This is a genomic window from Sphingopyxis sp. YF1 (genome assembly GCF_022701295.1).
Lineage (GTDB): Bacteria > Pseudomonadota > Alphaproteobacteria > Sphingomonadales > Sphingomonadaceae > Sphingopyxis.
The window spans coordinates 170,981-183,166 of record NZ_CP033204.1 but is presented as its reverse complement, the minus strand read 5'-3'; the positions used below and the strand labels follow the sequence as shown (position 1 = coordinate 183,166).

10 protein-coding genes are annotated in these 12,186 nt (G+C 68.2%); 5 read left to right on the top strand and 5 right to left on the bottom strand.

What is annotated here, in order from left to right; all coding sequences use genetic code 11:
- The first annotated feature begins 9 nt into the window (after positions 1 to 9).
- Both EAO27_RS00960 and EAO27_RS00955 read left to right on the top strand, forming a co-directional pair.
- The gene (locus EAO27_RS00960; protein WP_242776178.1) at positions 10 to 1,086 is read left to right on the top strand and encodes a hypothetical protein; all 1,077 of its coding nucleotides are present in this window, start codon (positions 10 to 12) and stop codon (positions 1,084 to 1,086) included.
- A gap of 57 nt (positions 1,087 to 1,143) precedes the next feature.
- Positions 1,144 to 1,866 (top strand): tRNA (guanine(46)-N(7))-methyltransferase TrmB, encoded by a 723-nt coding sequence (locus tag EAO27_RS00955; RefSeq protein ID WP_242776175.1) that lies wholly within the window; start codon positions 1,144 to 1,146, stop codon positions 1,864 to 1,866.
- A 1-nt stretch (position 1,867) separates the two neighbouring features.
- On the opposite strand, the gene EAO27_RS00950 is transcribed toward EAO27_RS00955, so the two are convergent.
- The 5 genes from EAO27_RS00950 to dgcN all read right to left on the bottom strand — a co-directional run bounded on the left by EAO27_RS00950 (position 1,868) and on the right by dgcN (position 7,873).
- Positions 1,868 to 3,109, bottom strand: coding sequence for a dicarboxylate/amino acid:cation symporter (locus EAO27_RS00950; protein ID WP_242776172.1), 1,242 nt, complete (start codon positions 3,107 to 3,109; stop codon positions 1,868 to 1,870).
- Positions 3,110 to 3,237: 128 nt separating this feature from the next.
- Entirely contained in the window at positions 3,238 to 4,122 is an 885-nt protein-coding gene (locus EAO27_RS00945) for a LysR family transcriptional regulator (RefSeq protein ID WP_242780374.1), read from the bottom strand.
- Positions 4,123 to 4,219: 97 nt separating this feature from the next.
- The gene (locus EAO27_RS00940; RefSeq protein WP_242776169.1) at positions 4,220 to 5,854 is read right to left on the bottom strand and encodes an amidohydrolase family protein; all 1,635 of its coding nucleotides are present in this window, start codon (positions 5,852 to 5,854) and stop codon (positions 4,220 to 4,222) included.
- A gap of 34 nt (positions 5,855 to 5,888) precedes the next feature.
- Positions 5,889 to 6,878, bottom strand: a complete 990-nt coding sequence (gene dgcA, locus EAO27_RS00935) for an N-acetyl-D-Glu racemase DgcA (RefSeq protein WP_242776166.1) — start codon at positions 6,876 to 6,878, stop codon at positions 5,889 to 5,891.
- A complete protein-coding gene (dgcN, locus tag EAO27_RS00930; RefSeq protein WP_242776163.1) occupies positions 6,836 to 7,873 on the bottom strand; it encodes an N-acetyltransferase DgcN in 1,038 nt (345 codons plus the stop codon). Before dgcN ends, dgcA begins: the two co-directional genes overlap by 43 nt.
- A 284-nt stretch (positions 7,874 to 8,157) precedes the next feature.
- Between dgcN and EAO27_RS00925 the strand changes: the two genes are divergently transcribed.
- Genes EAO27_RS00925 through dacB form a run of 3 tightly spaced genes read left to right on the top strand, consistent with a single transcriptional unit; the run spans position 8,158 to position 12,184 of the window.
- Complete coding sequence (locus tag EAO27_RS00925) at positions 8,158 to 9,675, top strand: permease (protein WP_242776160.1); 1,518 nt, start codon at positions 8,158 to 8,160, stop codon at positions 9,673 to 9,675.
- A complete protein-coding gene (locus EAO27_RS00920; protein ID WP_242776158.1) occupies positions 9,672 to 10,700 on the top strand; it encodes a serine hydrolase domain-containing protein in 1,029 nt (342 codons plus the stop codon). The genes EAO27_RS00925 and EAO27_RS00920 overlap by 4 nt, the downstream gene beginning before the upstream one ends.
- The gene (gene dacB / locus EAO27_RS00915) at positions 10,697 to 12,184 is read left to right on the top strand and encodes a D-alanyl-D-alanine carboxypeptidase/D-alanyl-D-alanine-endopeptidase (protein WP_242776155.1); all 1,488 of its coding nucleotides are present in this window, start codon (positions 10,697 to 10,699) and stop codon (positions 12,182 to 12,184) included. The genes EAO27_RS00920 and dacB overlap by 4 nt, the downstream gene beginning before the upstream one ends.
- Positions 12,185 to 12,186: the final 2 nt, after the last annotated feature.

The following is a 12,186-nucleotide window of genomic DNA, read 5'->3' as shown; positions in this document are numbered from 1 at the left end:
GAGCCCCCGATGAAAACCCGTGCATCGAAGCCCCTGCTGTTCGTCGCCGCGCTGGCCTGCATCGGCAGCGCGTCCGCCGCGTCGGCGCAGCAGATGCTGCCGGTCAAGAACGGCAAGGCGTGGAAACACAAGCATAGCGGCATCAGCGTTCCCGCCACGCTCGGCGGCAACACCCGCAGCCGTGCCATCGCCTACGCGCCCGACGACCTGGACGTCGGCCTGCAGTTCGACGCGCAGAACAGCAACGACTCCCTGTCGCTCTACGTCTATCGCAACACCAACGGGAATGTCGCGCTCTGGTTCGCGCAAGCACAGGGGGCGGTCGAGATCCGCGACGCCTATCACAATCCGGCTCTCGCTGCCCCCGTGCGCGCCTTCGCTCCGCCCGGCCAGACCGCAGCCAGCGGGCTGGTCGCGACCTATGCGCCCGGCGCGGCGTCGGCCTATCGCAGCACCGGCGTGATGCTCCTTCCCGTCGGCGAATTCTACGTCAAGGTTCGCGCATCATCGCAGACCCGGTCCCCCGCCGAACTCGGCGCGTGGATGGAACAGGCGCTGGCCGAAATTCGCTGGCCGTCGACGATCGCCCCGGCAACGGCGGCCGAACCCGTCGCCGATTGCCCCGACAGGCTGACGTTCGATGGCACCGCGCAGGACGCACCGAAGGATGGCGCCGCCGCGCTGATGAGCAGCTTGCTGTCGCTCGCGGCCGGCAATGCCAAGATCGGCGGGGCGCAGACCCGGCCGGCCCGCTGGTGCCGCGATCGCATCGTCGAACCGATGCAGACCCTCTATCGCCCCGACGGCGATGCCGAACGCTACCTGCTCGCGGTCGGCGACAACGGCAATGCGGTGATCGTCGGCCCCGAATTGTCGATCGCCGATCCCGCTGAAGGCAAGACGCCCGCATCGCCGCGCTTTGCGATCGGGCTCGTTACCGCCAACCGGACGGCCAATTATGTCGCGCAGGACCGCCTGCCCTCGCCCGAGCGCGCGATGGAGATCATCCGGGCGAACCGCAAGGTGTCGAGCGTGACGACGTGGGGCAAAGACCGCAATGTGGAACTCGACAGCAACGCCATGTGAAGCCGACGCCGCGCTCCGGGCTTTCCCGGCGGCGCGTCCCGCGCTAACGCGCGCGGCATGACAGCCCACAAGCCCGGTGATCCGACCACATTGAACCGCCTCTACGGCCGCGCCAAAGGCAAGCCCCTGCGCGCCGGCCAGCAAGACTTGATCGACACGCTGCTGCCGCAGATCGCGGTCCCCGCCGAGGGCGAGGTGACCGCCGAACGGCTGTTCGGCTATGATCGCCCGCTCCACTTCGAAATCGGCTTCGGTGGCGGCGAGCATATGGCGGGGCGGGCAGACATGCTGCCCGACCATGGCTTCATCGGCGCCGAACCCTTCGTCAACGGCGTCGCACAGGCGCTCGTCCATGTCGCGGGCGATCATGGCGCCCGCCTCCCGCTCGGCAACGTCCGCATCCATCATGGCGACGCGCTCGAGGTGCTCCGCCGCATCCCCGACGGCGCGCTCAGCTTCGCCTATCTGCTCCACCCCGACCCCTGGCCCAAGGCACGCCATGCCAAGCGGCGGATGATGAACGACGGCCCGCTCGACCTGATCGCCGCGAAGCTGAAACCCGGCGGCGAATTCCGCTTTGGCACCGACCATCCCGTCTATCTCGAGCATGCGCTGATGGTGATGCGCCGCCATCGCCATCAGTTCGAATGGCTGGCGAAGGACGCGAAGGACTTCCTGACCCGCCCCGCAGGCTGGCCCGAAACACGCTACGAAGCCAAGGCCCGCGCGCAGGGGCACGAGGTCTGGTATTTCCGTTACCGCCGCAAGGGCGCCGAATAGCTCAGCGCTGCGGCGGCGCGCGGTAGACCGCTTCATCAAGTTCGCCTTCCCAGCGCGCGACCGTCGTCGCGACGGTCAGGTTCGCACTCGCGCTCGGCACCGTGCGCGTCATGTCGAGCAGGCGATCGAACGGCAGCACGAAACCGACGATCAGCGCGGTCTGCTCGGGCGCGACGCCCACCGCCGACAGCACCGCCGTGAGCATGAAGAGCGACGCCGAGGGCACCGGCGCGGTGCCGAAGGCGGCGAGCGCCCCGGTCAGCAGCACGATCGCGAGCACGCCCGCGTCGATCGGCAACCCGAACGCCTGCAGGCTGAAGATGCTGAGCAGCCCGACATACATGGCGGTGCCGTCCTTGCCGATGCTCGCGCCGAGCGGCAGCACGGTCGAATAGACGCTGGGCGAAACCCCCAGATTGCGACCCGCAACCGTCATCGCGACGGGCAGCGTCGCCGAAGAGGAAGCGGTCGAAAAAGCGACCACCAGCGCGTCGATGATACCGCGAAAAAAGGGGATTACCGGCAACCGCGCCAGCAACCGCAGGATCAGGCTGTGCACGAAGACGATCTGGATCAGCGACCCGACGACGACCGCGAGCGCAAGCCAGCCGATATTGACGAAGACCGCCGCGCCATTGGCGGCGACGGCATTGGCGATCAGCGCAAAGACGCCGATCGGCGTCGCTTCCATCACCAGCCCGACGATCTTGAGCAGCACCGCCGAAAGCGACTGGAGCAGATTGGCAAAGGGCTTGCCCGGCTCGCCCGCGAGCACGGTGCCGACCCCGACGAGGATCGCGACGAAGATCAGCGCCAGCATGTCGCCCTTCACCAGCGCCTCGACGATATTGAGCGGGACGATGCCGACAAGCTGGTCGTAGAGCGGTACGGGTTCGCCGAGCGCCTTGGGCACCGCGTCGCCGACGGGAACGCCGACGCCCGGCTCGATCAGCATCGCGACCGCCATGCCGACCGACACCGCGATGGCGGTGGTCAGCGCGAACAGCCCGACCGTCCGGCCGCCGAGCGGCCCGAGCCGCTTCGGATCGGCGAGCGCGGTGATGCCCGCGGCGATGGTGACGAGCACGATCGGCGCGACGAGCATGCGGATCGCGCGCACGAACAGATCGCCGAGCACCGCCACCTTCGGCGCGGCTTCGGGCCAGACGAGCGCGAGGGCCAGCCCGGCGACGAGCCCGCCGAGCACGCGCTTCCAAAGCGGAATGGCGAACCAGCGGCGCATCACCGCACAAAGTCCAGGACGGTAGAGGCCATAGCGCGAAGGGCGGATCCAGGGAGCATGGCCTGGCAGACTAGGCGGGCATGCGCCGCGCTTTGCATAGTGATTGAACGCTCCCCCATAACCCCGCGCTATATATCGTCGATGACCTGCGCGACGAGCTTCAGAAAGTCGGTCGCGAGCGCGGTCGGCGGACGGTTGTGCAGATACATCGCGTACAGGTCGAACGTCAGCGGCGGCGTGAGCGGGCGGATCGCCAGCCCCGGCGCCAGCGCGGCCTGCGCGGTGAAGCTGTCGACGACGGTCAGCCCGACCCCCGCGCGCACCAGCGCGGTCGCGATGTAGAAGGTCCGCGCCGACATCGCATGGTCGAATTCGAGCCCCAGCCGTCGCTGCTCCTCGACGAACATCTGACCGATCGGGCCGCTGGCGGCGACGCTGATGAAATGATGCTCGCGCAGGTCGCCGAGCGCGAGCCGCGGCGGCGCATCGGGGATTTCGGCTTCGCGGTAGAGGACGACCAGTTCGCCTTCGCCCAGCCAGCGGCTGCCGATCGGCGCATTCTGCGGCACCTCGACCGCGATCGCGACATCGGTTTCGCGCTCGAGCAATTTGCGGACAAGATCGTCGTGATGCACCGTCTGCAGGTCGAAATTGACATGCGGGTGATCGGACAGGAAGCGCGCGACCGCTTCCGGCAGCACCCCGAGCGCGAGCGACGGCAGCGCCGATATGCGCAGCATCATGCCCGCACCACGCCGCAGATTGCGCGCGCCTTCGCGCAGCGCGTGGACGCGATCCTGGATTTCGCTGACTTCCTCGAACAGCGCGTGTGCGTCTTCGGTTGCGACAAGGCGGCCGTTGGCGCGTTCGAACAGCGGGAACCCCAGGATCGATTCGGCGTGGCGGAGCGTCTTCGACACCGACGGCTGCGAGATGTTCAGCGCGCGCGCCGCCGCGCTGACCGATCCGTTGGTATAGACGGCATAGAATATCTCGATGTGGCGCAGGTTCATCCCGGCCATCGTTACCGGCACTCCGCAGCGCGGCAAGACAATTCGGCCCGCCGCCCGTTCCGGCGTCCGCAGCGGGCGGCCGCCATCGTCGCCAAATCTATCGGCATCCGGCCCCGGCCGCCTTGCGCGGCAATGGCCACCCGCCCGCTCGCCCCGTGGGCTCGCCATTTTCGATCGCCAGCGCCCCGTTGACCGTGACGAACCGCATGCCGGTCGAGAAGAGCGCGGGATGCGCATAGTCGGCGCGGGGCGCAAAGGTCGCGGGATCGAAAGCGATCACGTCGGCGAAAGCCCCCGCCTTGAGCTCACCGCGCCCTTCGAGCCCGAACAGGCGCGCGGTCGCGAAGCTGCTCTGCCGGATGAAGGTACCGAGATCGAGAACACCCTTTTCCTTCACATAGGTCGCATATTTGCGCGCGTAGGACGCGTAGTAGCGCGGATGCCCCTGCGAGGCGTCCGAGCTGGTCACGACCCACGGGCGCGCCATGAAGGCGGCGATGTCGGCTTCGTCCTGATTGAAGGAGGCGACGCCGGCCTCGCGTTGCTTCAGGATGAGGATCGCCGCGTCGACAGGATCGATCTTGCGGTCGGTCGCCACCTGTTCGAGCGTCTTGCCCTCGAAGGCCGCAGGGCCGGAGGTGATGAGCAGCGCCGCCGCGCCGCCGCGGCGGCGAAGATTCTCGGCAATCTCGGGGCGCATGCGCGCCATCGTAGCGGCATCGTCGAAGCGCTCCAGCATCGCCGCGCGTCCGCCGTCCTGCGCCCAGCGCGGCAACAGCGCCGCCGACAGCCCGGTGCCCGAGGCCGACCACGGATATTGATCGGCGTGAACGACCTGCCCCGCCTTCTGCGCTTTCTCGATCCGCGCGATGATCGCGCCTGCCTGGCCATGGACGTCGACGCCCAGCGCCTTGATATGCGCGATATGGACCGGGATGCCGGCGCCGCGCCCGACCGCGAGCGCCTCTTCGACCGCGCCGGCCAGCCCGATCGTATAGGATGATTCGTCGCGGATATGGCTGTCATATATACCGCCGCGCGCCGCTGCGACCTTGGCCAGTGCAACGACCTCGTCGCGCCTTGCATAGCTCTGCGGCGCATAGAACAGCCCGGTCGACAGGCCGAGGGCCCCGTCGCACATCGCCTTGTCGACCAGTGCGGTCATCTGCCCGAGCTCGGCCGCCGTCGGCGGACGATCGGCGGCACCGACCACCTGCGAACGCACCGCGCCAAGGCCGACATAGGCCCCGAAATTGATGCCGAAGTCGCGCGAGGATTGTTCGAGCCCCGCCTCGCCATCGCCGCCTGCCCCGGAATCGGCAATTCCGAAGATGCGCGCGACATCGGGACTGCCGCCTCCGTCGACGCCGATGAAGGCGGTGGTCACCCCCTGGGTCAGGAAAGGCAGCACCAGCCGCGTCGCGGGGTCCTTCGACGCCAGCGCGTCGTTCACATGCGCGTGCGGGTCGATGAAGCCGGGCGCGACGATCAGCCCCGTCGCATCGATGGTCCGGACCGCGGTGCCCGGCGCCTTCGGACCGACATAGACGATCCGCTCGCCGCGAATGGCGACGTCGCCGCGAAAGGGGGCGGCATCGCCGGTATAGACCGTCCCGCCGCGCAGCAGGAGATCGGCACCGCCTTGCGGTTCGGCCACACCATGGGGAACGAAAAAGGCGGTCGCGGAAAGAAGCGCGACCGTTGCCGCGGTGAACTTGATATGGCGGATCATTGCGGCACCCCGTTCTGGTTGTTTTACAAAGACGTCAGACCGTCCCCCAAAAGCCCGCAGCGGGCGGTGTCAACACACCTTGGACGCCGTGGACGCCGCCGGCGCGGTCGGCCGCGAGCCACAGCGGCCCGTCGAGGTCGACGAAGGAGGAGCGCGCCGCGATGACCAACGCGGGGGCGATCGACAGCGAGGTCGAAATCATGCTGCCGGTCATCACGCCGAGCCCCGCGGCGGCGGCGGCATCCGCGAGCGCAAGCGCGCCGGTCAGGCCGCCCGTTTTGTCGAGCTTGATGTTGACGACCTGATATTTGCTCGCGAGCGCCCCGACATCGCCCGCGACATGCGCCGATTCATCGGCGGCGATCGGGACGAGCGGCCGGAAGCCTTCGAGCGCCGCATCGGCGTCCGCAGGCAATGGCTGTTCGAGAAGGTCGATCCGCAGTTCGGCGAGCAGGGGCTGCAGCCGCTCGACCTCGGCGATCGTCCAGCTTTCATTGGGATCGACGATGACGCGCGGCTTCGGCGCCGCGTCGCGCACCACGCGGATCTGCGCCTCGGGATCGGAGCGGTCGACCTTGATCTTGATCAGCGGGAAATCGGCGAGCTCGCGCGCCGCCGCCGACATCGACTGGAGCGAGCCGAGGCCGACGGTCATCGCGGTCGGGGTGGGGCCGATATCGGGGAGCCCCAGACGCTGGGTGACGCTGCGGCCGGTGAGCCTGGTTTCGAAGTCCCAGAGCGCGCAATCGACTGCGTTGCGCGCGGCTCCGGCGGGCATCAGGCCGAGCAGTTCATCGCGCGTCGCCCCGCCGGCGATCGCGCCTTCAGCCGCCGCAATGGCATCGAGCGCGCCGGCAATCGTCTCGCCATAGCGCGGATAGGGCACCGCCTCGCCGCGCCCCGTGACATCGCCGGCCGAAATCTCGACTGTGACCACATCGGCCACCGTCTTCACCCCGCGCGATATGCGAAAGGGGCGCGCTAGAGGGAAGGCGTCGCTACGCGCGACGATGGTTCGAAACATGCGATGATCCTGTCGACGATGGGGTCCACGCCGTGGGCGAACGGGTCGGTGCACGGCAGCCCGAGCGCGTCCGCCGTCGCGGCGCAAAGGCGCGCAGCCTCGTCCGGCGAAAGCTTGGACGTGTTCAGCGCGATCCCCACCGCCTGCACCGCGGGGTTGGTCAGTCGCGCGACCTGAAGATTGGCCTCCAGCGTTTCCTTGAGACCGGGCAGCGAATAATGCGGAAGCCCGCGCATGTGCGGCCGCACCGGGTCATGACACAGCAACAGCGCATCGGGCTGCGCGCCGTGCAGCAGGCCCGTCGAGACACCCGCAAAGGAGGGGTGGAAGAGCGAGCCCTGCCCCTCGATCAGATCCCAGCCGTCGTCGTCGCGTGCCGGCGAAATCTGCTCGATCGCGCCCGAAATGAAATCGGCGATCACCGCGTCGAGCGGAACGCCGCTGCCCGCGATCAGGATGCCCGTCTGCCCGGTCGCGCGAAAATCGGCTTTCAGCCCGCGCGCGCGCATCCCCTTTTCAAGGCACAGGGTCGCGTACATCTTGCCCACCGAACAGTCGGTGCCGACCGTCAGCAGGCGCTTGCCCGCGCGCGGCTTGCCGTTTCCGACCGGAATATCGGATCGCGGATCGCGCACGTCGTGAAGCTCGCGCCCGTGGCGCGCCGCCGCCTCGACCAGAACAGGCTCGTCGCGCAGCCGGTTGTGCAGACCCGACGCGACATCGAGTCCCGCCGCAAGCGCCGCGAGCGCGTCGCGTACCAGATCGTCGCCGAGCTTGCCGCCGGCGTTGGCGATGCCGAGGACGAGCGTCCTTGCGCCCGCCGCCACGGCTTCGGCAAAATCCATGCGCGGCAGGCCCAGCGTCAGTTCGCAATCGTCGTGACGAAATTCGCCGACGCATTCGTCGGGCCGGAACACCGCCAGCCCGCGCGAGGTCTTGATGCCGACCTCGTCGTTCACATGGCCGAGATAGAGAAGATAGGGACTCGCGATCATGAAAGCCTCTCAGCTTGGGATGGCGGCATCATGCGAGAAGTTTCGAACCGGCGCGCCTTCAAAGACGACACGGGGTTATAACTGAAAGCTATGGCGACCGCGCCGGCACGCCTTGCCGAACTTGACGGACCGCTCCGACTTACACAGAAACGCTGGCCTTGGACGGGTGTTGAGACGATCGGGACGAATGGATCGATGACAGGGTTTCGTGGCGGCCGGCGCGTAGCGCCGAAAGGGAAAGCAACGCCGTCTCCCCGCTCAGCGCCCCCGGCGGGGACAGCCGCGTGACCGCTGCCGCGATCGACGCGAGCGGCCTCGCGGGGGCAGGCGAGGCCTTGGACACATCGGCCAGACCATCGGCCCGGCGCCTGTTCGGGCTGTACCTGCTGCTCGGCTTTTCGGCCGGCCTGCCCTTCTACATGTTCAACGCGGTGCTGACGCTGCGCCTCGCACGCCACGGGGTCGATATCGTCGTCATCGGCTTCTTCGCGTGGATCGCGTTGCTGCCGACTTTCAAATTCGCCTGGGCGCCGCTGGTCGAGCGCTATGACGTGCCCGGCTTTTCGCGCTTCTGGGGGCGGCGGCGCGGGTGGATCATGCTCTCGCAACTCGGGATCTTCCTGTCGATGGCGGCGATGGCCTTCACCTCAAGCGACAAGAGCCTGCCACTCACCGCGCTGTTCGCGATCCTGCTCGCCTTCTGGACGACGACGCTCGAGGTCGCCGCCGACGGATGGCGCATCGAACTGGCGCCCGATCAGGCCGCACAGGCGCCGATCGTCGCCGCAAACCTGTGGGGGTATCGCAGCGCGATGGTGGCGGCAGGCAGCGGCGCGATCCTCGTTGCGGCGTGGGCCGACTGGACGATCGCCTATCTGGTCATCGCCTTCGCGGCCTTCCTGCCCTTTCCGATCCTCGCCGCGATGCGCCCCGAACGCGAAGGTGCGGGCGGACGCATGGCGGCGCTGGCCGGCGGCACGCTCGCCAGCCTGCTCATCCTGCTCGCAACCGCGCTCGTCACCGCCGCCGTCGGCTGGACCTTGCTGTCCGCGGTGCAAGGCGCAGGCCTGTCGGCGAAGACCAATGTCACGCCGGCCGTTCTCGCCATCGCGCTGCTGCCCTTTGTGGCGCTGGCGCTGGCGTTGCCGCGGATCATCCGCCTGCCCGCGGGCGCCCTGTCCGCGAAGGCCGGTTTCGCCACCCCCTATGTCGAACTCTTCTGGCGCTACCGTTATGCCGTGCTCGCGGTGCTCGCCTTCGTCTCGCTCTATCGCATGGGCGACGTGCTGACGCTGACGCTGTCGCACCCGCTGTGGAACGAGAAAGGCTACAGCCTGCACCAGATCGGCATCGCCGACGGCGTGGTCGCGCTGTCGGCGAGCATGGCGGGGGTTGCCCTCGGCGGGTTTCTGTCGACGCGACTGCCGCTCGGCTGGACACTCGGCATCGGCGCCGTCACCGCCGCGGCAGGCAACTGGATCTATGTCTGGCTCTGGCACAGCGATCCGTCGGCCTTCGTGCTCTACACGTCGGTCGCGGTCGACCAATTCGGCAACGGTTTCGCTGGCGCGGTCTTCGTCATCTATCTGTCGATGCTGGTCAGCCCGGCCTATCCGGGGGCGCAATATGCGCTGCTGTCGGGCTTCGCCTTCCTGTTGCCGCGCCTGCTCGCAGGGGCATCGGGCTCGATGCAGACCCAGATCGGCTACGACGGCTTCTTCCTGCTGTCGGGCGCGTTGAGCTTTGCCGCGATCTTCCTCCTTCCCCTGATCGTCCGCGTGAAGGCGCGCGTGCCCGAATGACGATCGACACCGTCTGCGACCGGGCCTTTGCACCCGCGCTCGACGCCGTCGAGAGCGGTCGGATTCCCGGCGCGACGCTCGGCGTCATCGATGCCCGCGGCCGTAGCGCGGTACGCCTCGCCGGCATGGCGGCGCTGATCCCCGCCCGCGAGGTGCTGACGCGCGACCACTGGTTCGATCTCGCGTCGCTGAGCAAGGTGATCGCGACGACCGTAATGATCCTCACGCTGGCCGAGCAGGGTCGGCTCGATCTCGACCGTCCCCTGACCGACGCCATCCCCGACCTGCGCCAATATGACGTCGCGGGCGCCGCCGAACGACGGCTGACCTTTCGCGACTGCCTGATGCACCGGACTTTCCTGCCCGCGGTCGAACCCATCTATACCTATGGCGACGATCCGGCGCGGTTGCGCGCTTTCGTGCTCCAGCGCGAATGGCGCCACGGGCCGCCCGTCTATTCGGACATCAATTACATCCTGCTCGGCATCGCAATCGAGCGGATCACCGGCGCGGCGCTTTCGGACTGGCCGCTCGGGACGGGACTCGGTTTCGGCCCGCCGCCCGGCCCCGCAGTCGCGACCGAATATTGCAGCTGGCGCGTGCGCGTGATGCAGGGCGAAGTGCACGACGAAAATGCCTATGCGCTTGGGGGCGCGCCGGGCCATGCCGGACTGTTCGGCACGATCGACGGCGTGCTCGGTTTTGCGCATGCGATGCTCGACGGATCGATGCTGTCGAAGGCGATGCTGGCCGAGGTCCGCACCGCACAGGAAAGGCATCGCACCTGCGGCTGGGAACGCGCCTTCGCCGGATGGCACGGCGGCGACGCCTGCTCGCGCGATACCATCGGCCACACCGGCTTTACCGGCACCGGCCTGTGGATCGATTTCGAGCGCGGGCTCGCCTGGGCCCTGCTGACCAACCGGGTGCATCCGACCCGGCACGCCGACAGCGGCATCATGACATTGCGCCCCGCGGTGGGCGATCAGATCATTTCAGCCTGGGACGCATGGGAGACGACATGACGGCATCGAAGACATATCTGGCCCCGGCGATGGCGGTGCTGCTGCTGACGCTTGCTCCCGTGCAGGCCCGCACCCCCGCGACTCCGGCGGCAACGACGACGCTGCCGGTGCTGGCCGAACAGAAGCTGGCAGAGGGACCGGCGGGAACGCGTTTCGGACTTTTGGTCACGACGCTCGACGGCGAGGAATTGGTATCGATCGCGCCCGACCAGCGTTTCATTCCCGCGTCGAACACCAAGATGTTCACGACCGCCATCGCCTATGCGCAATTGCCGCTGCTCGAAAGCACGGCCAAGGGTGCGGGAGTGCGGCTCGAAACAGGCGCCGGCGGCGCGACCGACGTCGTCCTTCACGGCCGCGGCGACGCGCGCCTGTCGAGCGCCGACGACTGCACGACCGATTGCCTGCAAACGCTCGCCGATGCGGTCGCGGCCAAGACCCGCCACGTCCGCAACGTCATCGGCGACGACAGCTGGTTCCCCGACGAACGCTGGAGCCCGGGGATGAGCTGGAACAATATCCAGTCGCGCTACGGTACGGGCGTGTCGGCGTTGACGCTCGACGACAATGAACTCGTGGCCAGGGTGGCGCCCGGCGCGATCGGCACCGCACCGGCGCTTCAGACGTGGGGCTATTACACCATCGAGAATCGTGTCACGACGGTTCCGGGCAAGGATGAGGCGATCGTCGCCGACCGCATGCCGAACAGTCGCACGCTGCGCCTGACCGGGACTCTCGGGGTCGACGCGCCGCCGATGACGCTGCGGTACGGCATCGACGATCCGGCGCATTATGCCGCGTGGCGCCTCGCCGAACTTCTCCGTGCCCGCGGGGTACGCGTCGATGGCGAGATCGCGGTGCGCCACCGTCCACTGAGCCCCGCCGACGACCCGGCAACCCGCAAGGATGCGCCGGTTGTCCTGCCCGCCGAACCCGCGATGCTCGCCGAACTGCCTTCCCCCTCGCTCGCCGAGAATATGGTGCGGATCAACAAGGAGAGCCAGAACCTCCACACCGAATTGATGCTGCGCCGCGTCGCGCGACAGGCGGGCAGCGGCTCGATCGCCGACGGGCAGGCGGTGATGCAGCGGGTGATGGCCGAGGCCGGGCTGGATCGTACCAGCTATGACTTTTCGGACGGGTCGGGCATGTCGACCTACAACCGTATCACGCCGCGGGCCGCAGTCGGCCTGTTACGCTGGATCGCGCGCCAGCCGTGGGCCGCGGCCTGGCGCGACACGCTGCCGGTCGCCGGGCGCGACGGCACGCTGCAGAACCGCTTCAAGGGCACGTTTCTCGAGGGGCGCTTGTTCGCCAAGACCGGATCGCTCAACGCTTCGCGCGCACTGTCGGGCTATCTCGTCACACGCAGCGGACGAACGCTGATCTTCTCGGCGCTCGCCAACGACATGCCCGACGGGACCGACGGCCAGGCCACCGCCGCGGTCGACGACGCGCTCGTCGCGATCGCCGAGGCGCTCTAGCT

What these genes read in the sequence shown, in the direction of transcription:
- dacB (WP_242776155.1), top strand. Translation starts at nt 10,697, where the DNA reads ATGACGGCATCGAAGACATATCTGGCCCCGGCGATGGCGGTGCTGCTG.
- EAO27_RS00945 (WP_242780374.1), bottom strand. Translation starts at nt 4,122, where the DNA reads ATGAACCTGCGCCACATCGAGATATTCTATGCCGTCTATACCAACGGA.
- EAO27_RS00950 (WP_242776172.1), bottom strand. Translation starts at nt 3,109, where the DNA reads ATGCGCCGCTGGTTCGCCATTCCGCTTTGGAAGCGCGTGCTCGGCGGG.
- EAO27_RS00955 (WP_242776175.1), top strand. Translation starts at nt 1,144, where the DNA reads ATGACAGCCCACAAGCCCGGTGATCCGACCACATTGAACCGCCTCTAC.
- EAO27_RS00920 (WP_242776158.1), top strand. Translation starts at nt 9,672, where the DNA reads ATGACGATCGACACCGTCTGCGACCGGGCCTTTGCACCCGCGCTCGAC.
- dgcA (WP_242776166.1), bottom strand. Translation starts at nt 6,878, where the DNA reads ATGTTTCGAACCATCGTCGCGCGTAGCGACGCCTTCCCTCTAGCGCGC.
- EAO27_RS00960 (WP_242776178.1), top strand. Translation starts at nt 10, where the DNA reads ATGAAAACCCGTGCATCGAAGCCCCTGCTGTTCGTCGCCGCGCTGGCC.
- EAO27_RS00940 (WP_242776169.1), bottom strand. Translation starts at nt 5,854, where the DNA reads ATGATCCGCCATATCAAGTTCACCGCGGCAACGGTCGCGCTTCTTTCC.
- dgcN (WP_242776163.1), bottom strand. Translation starts at nt 7,873, where the DNA reads ATGATCGCGAGTCCCTATCTTCTCTATCTCGGCCATGTGAACGACGAG.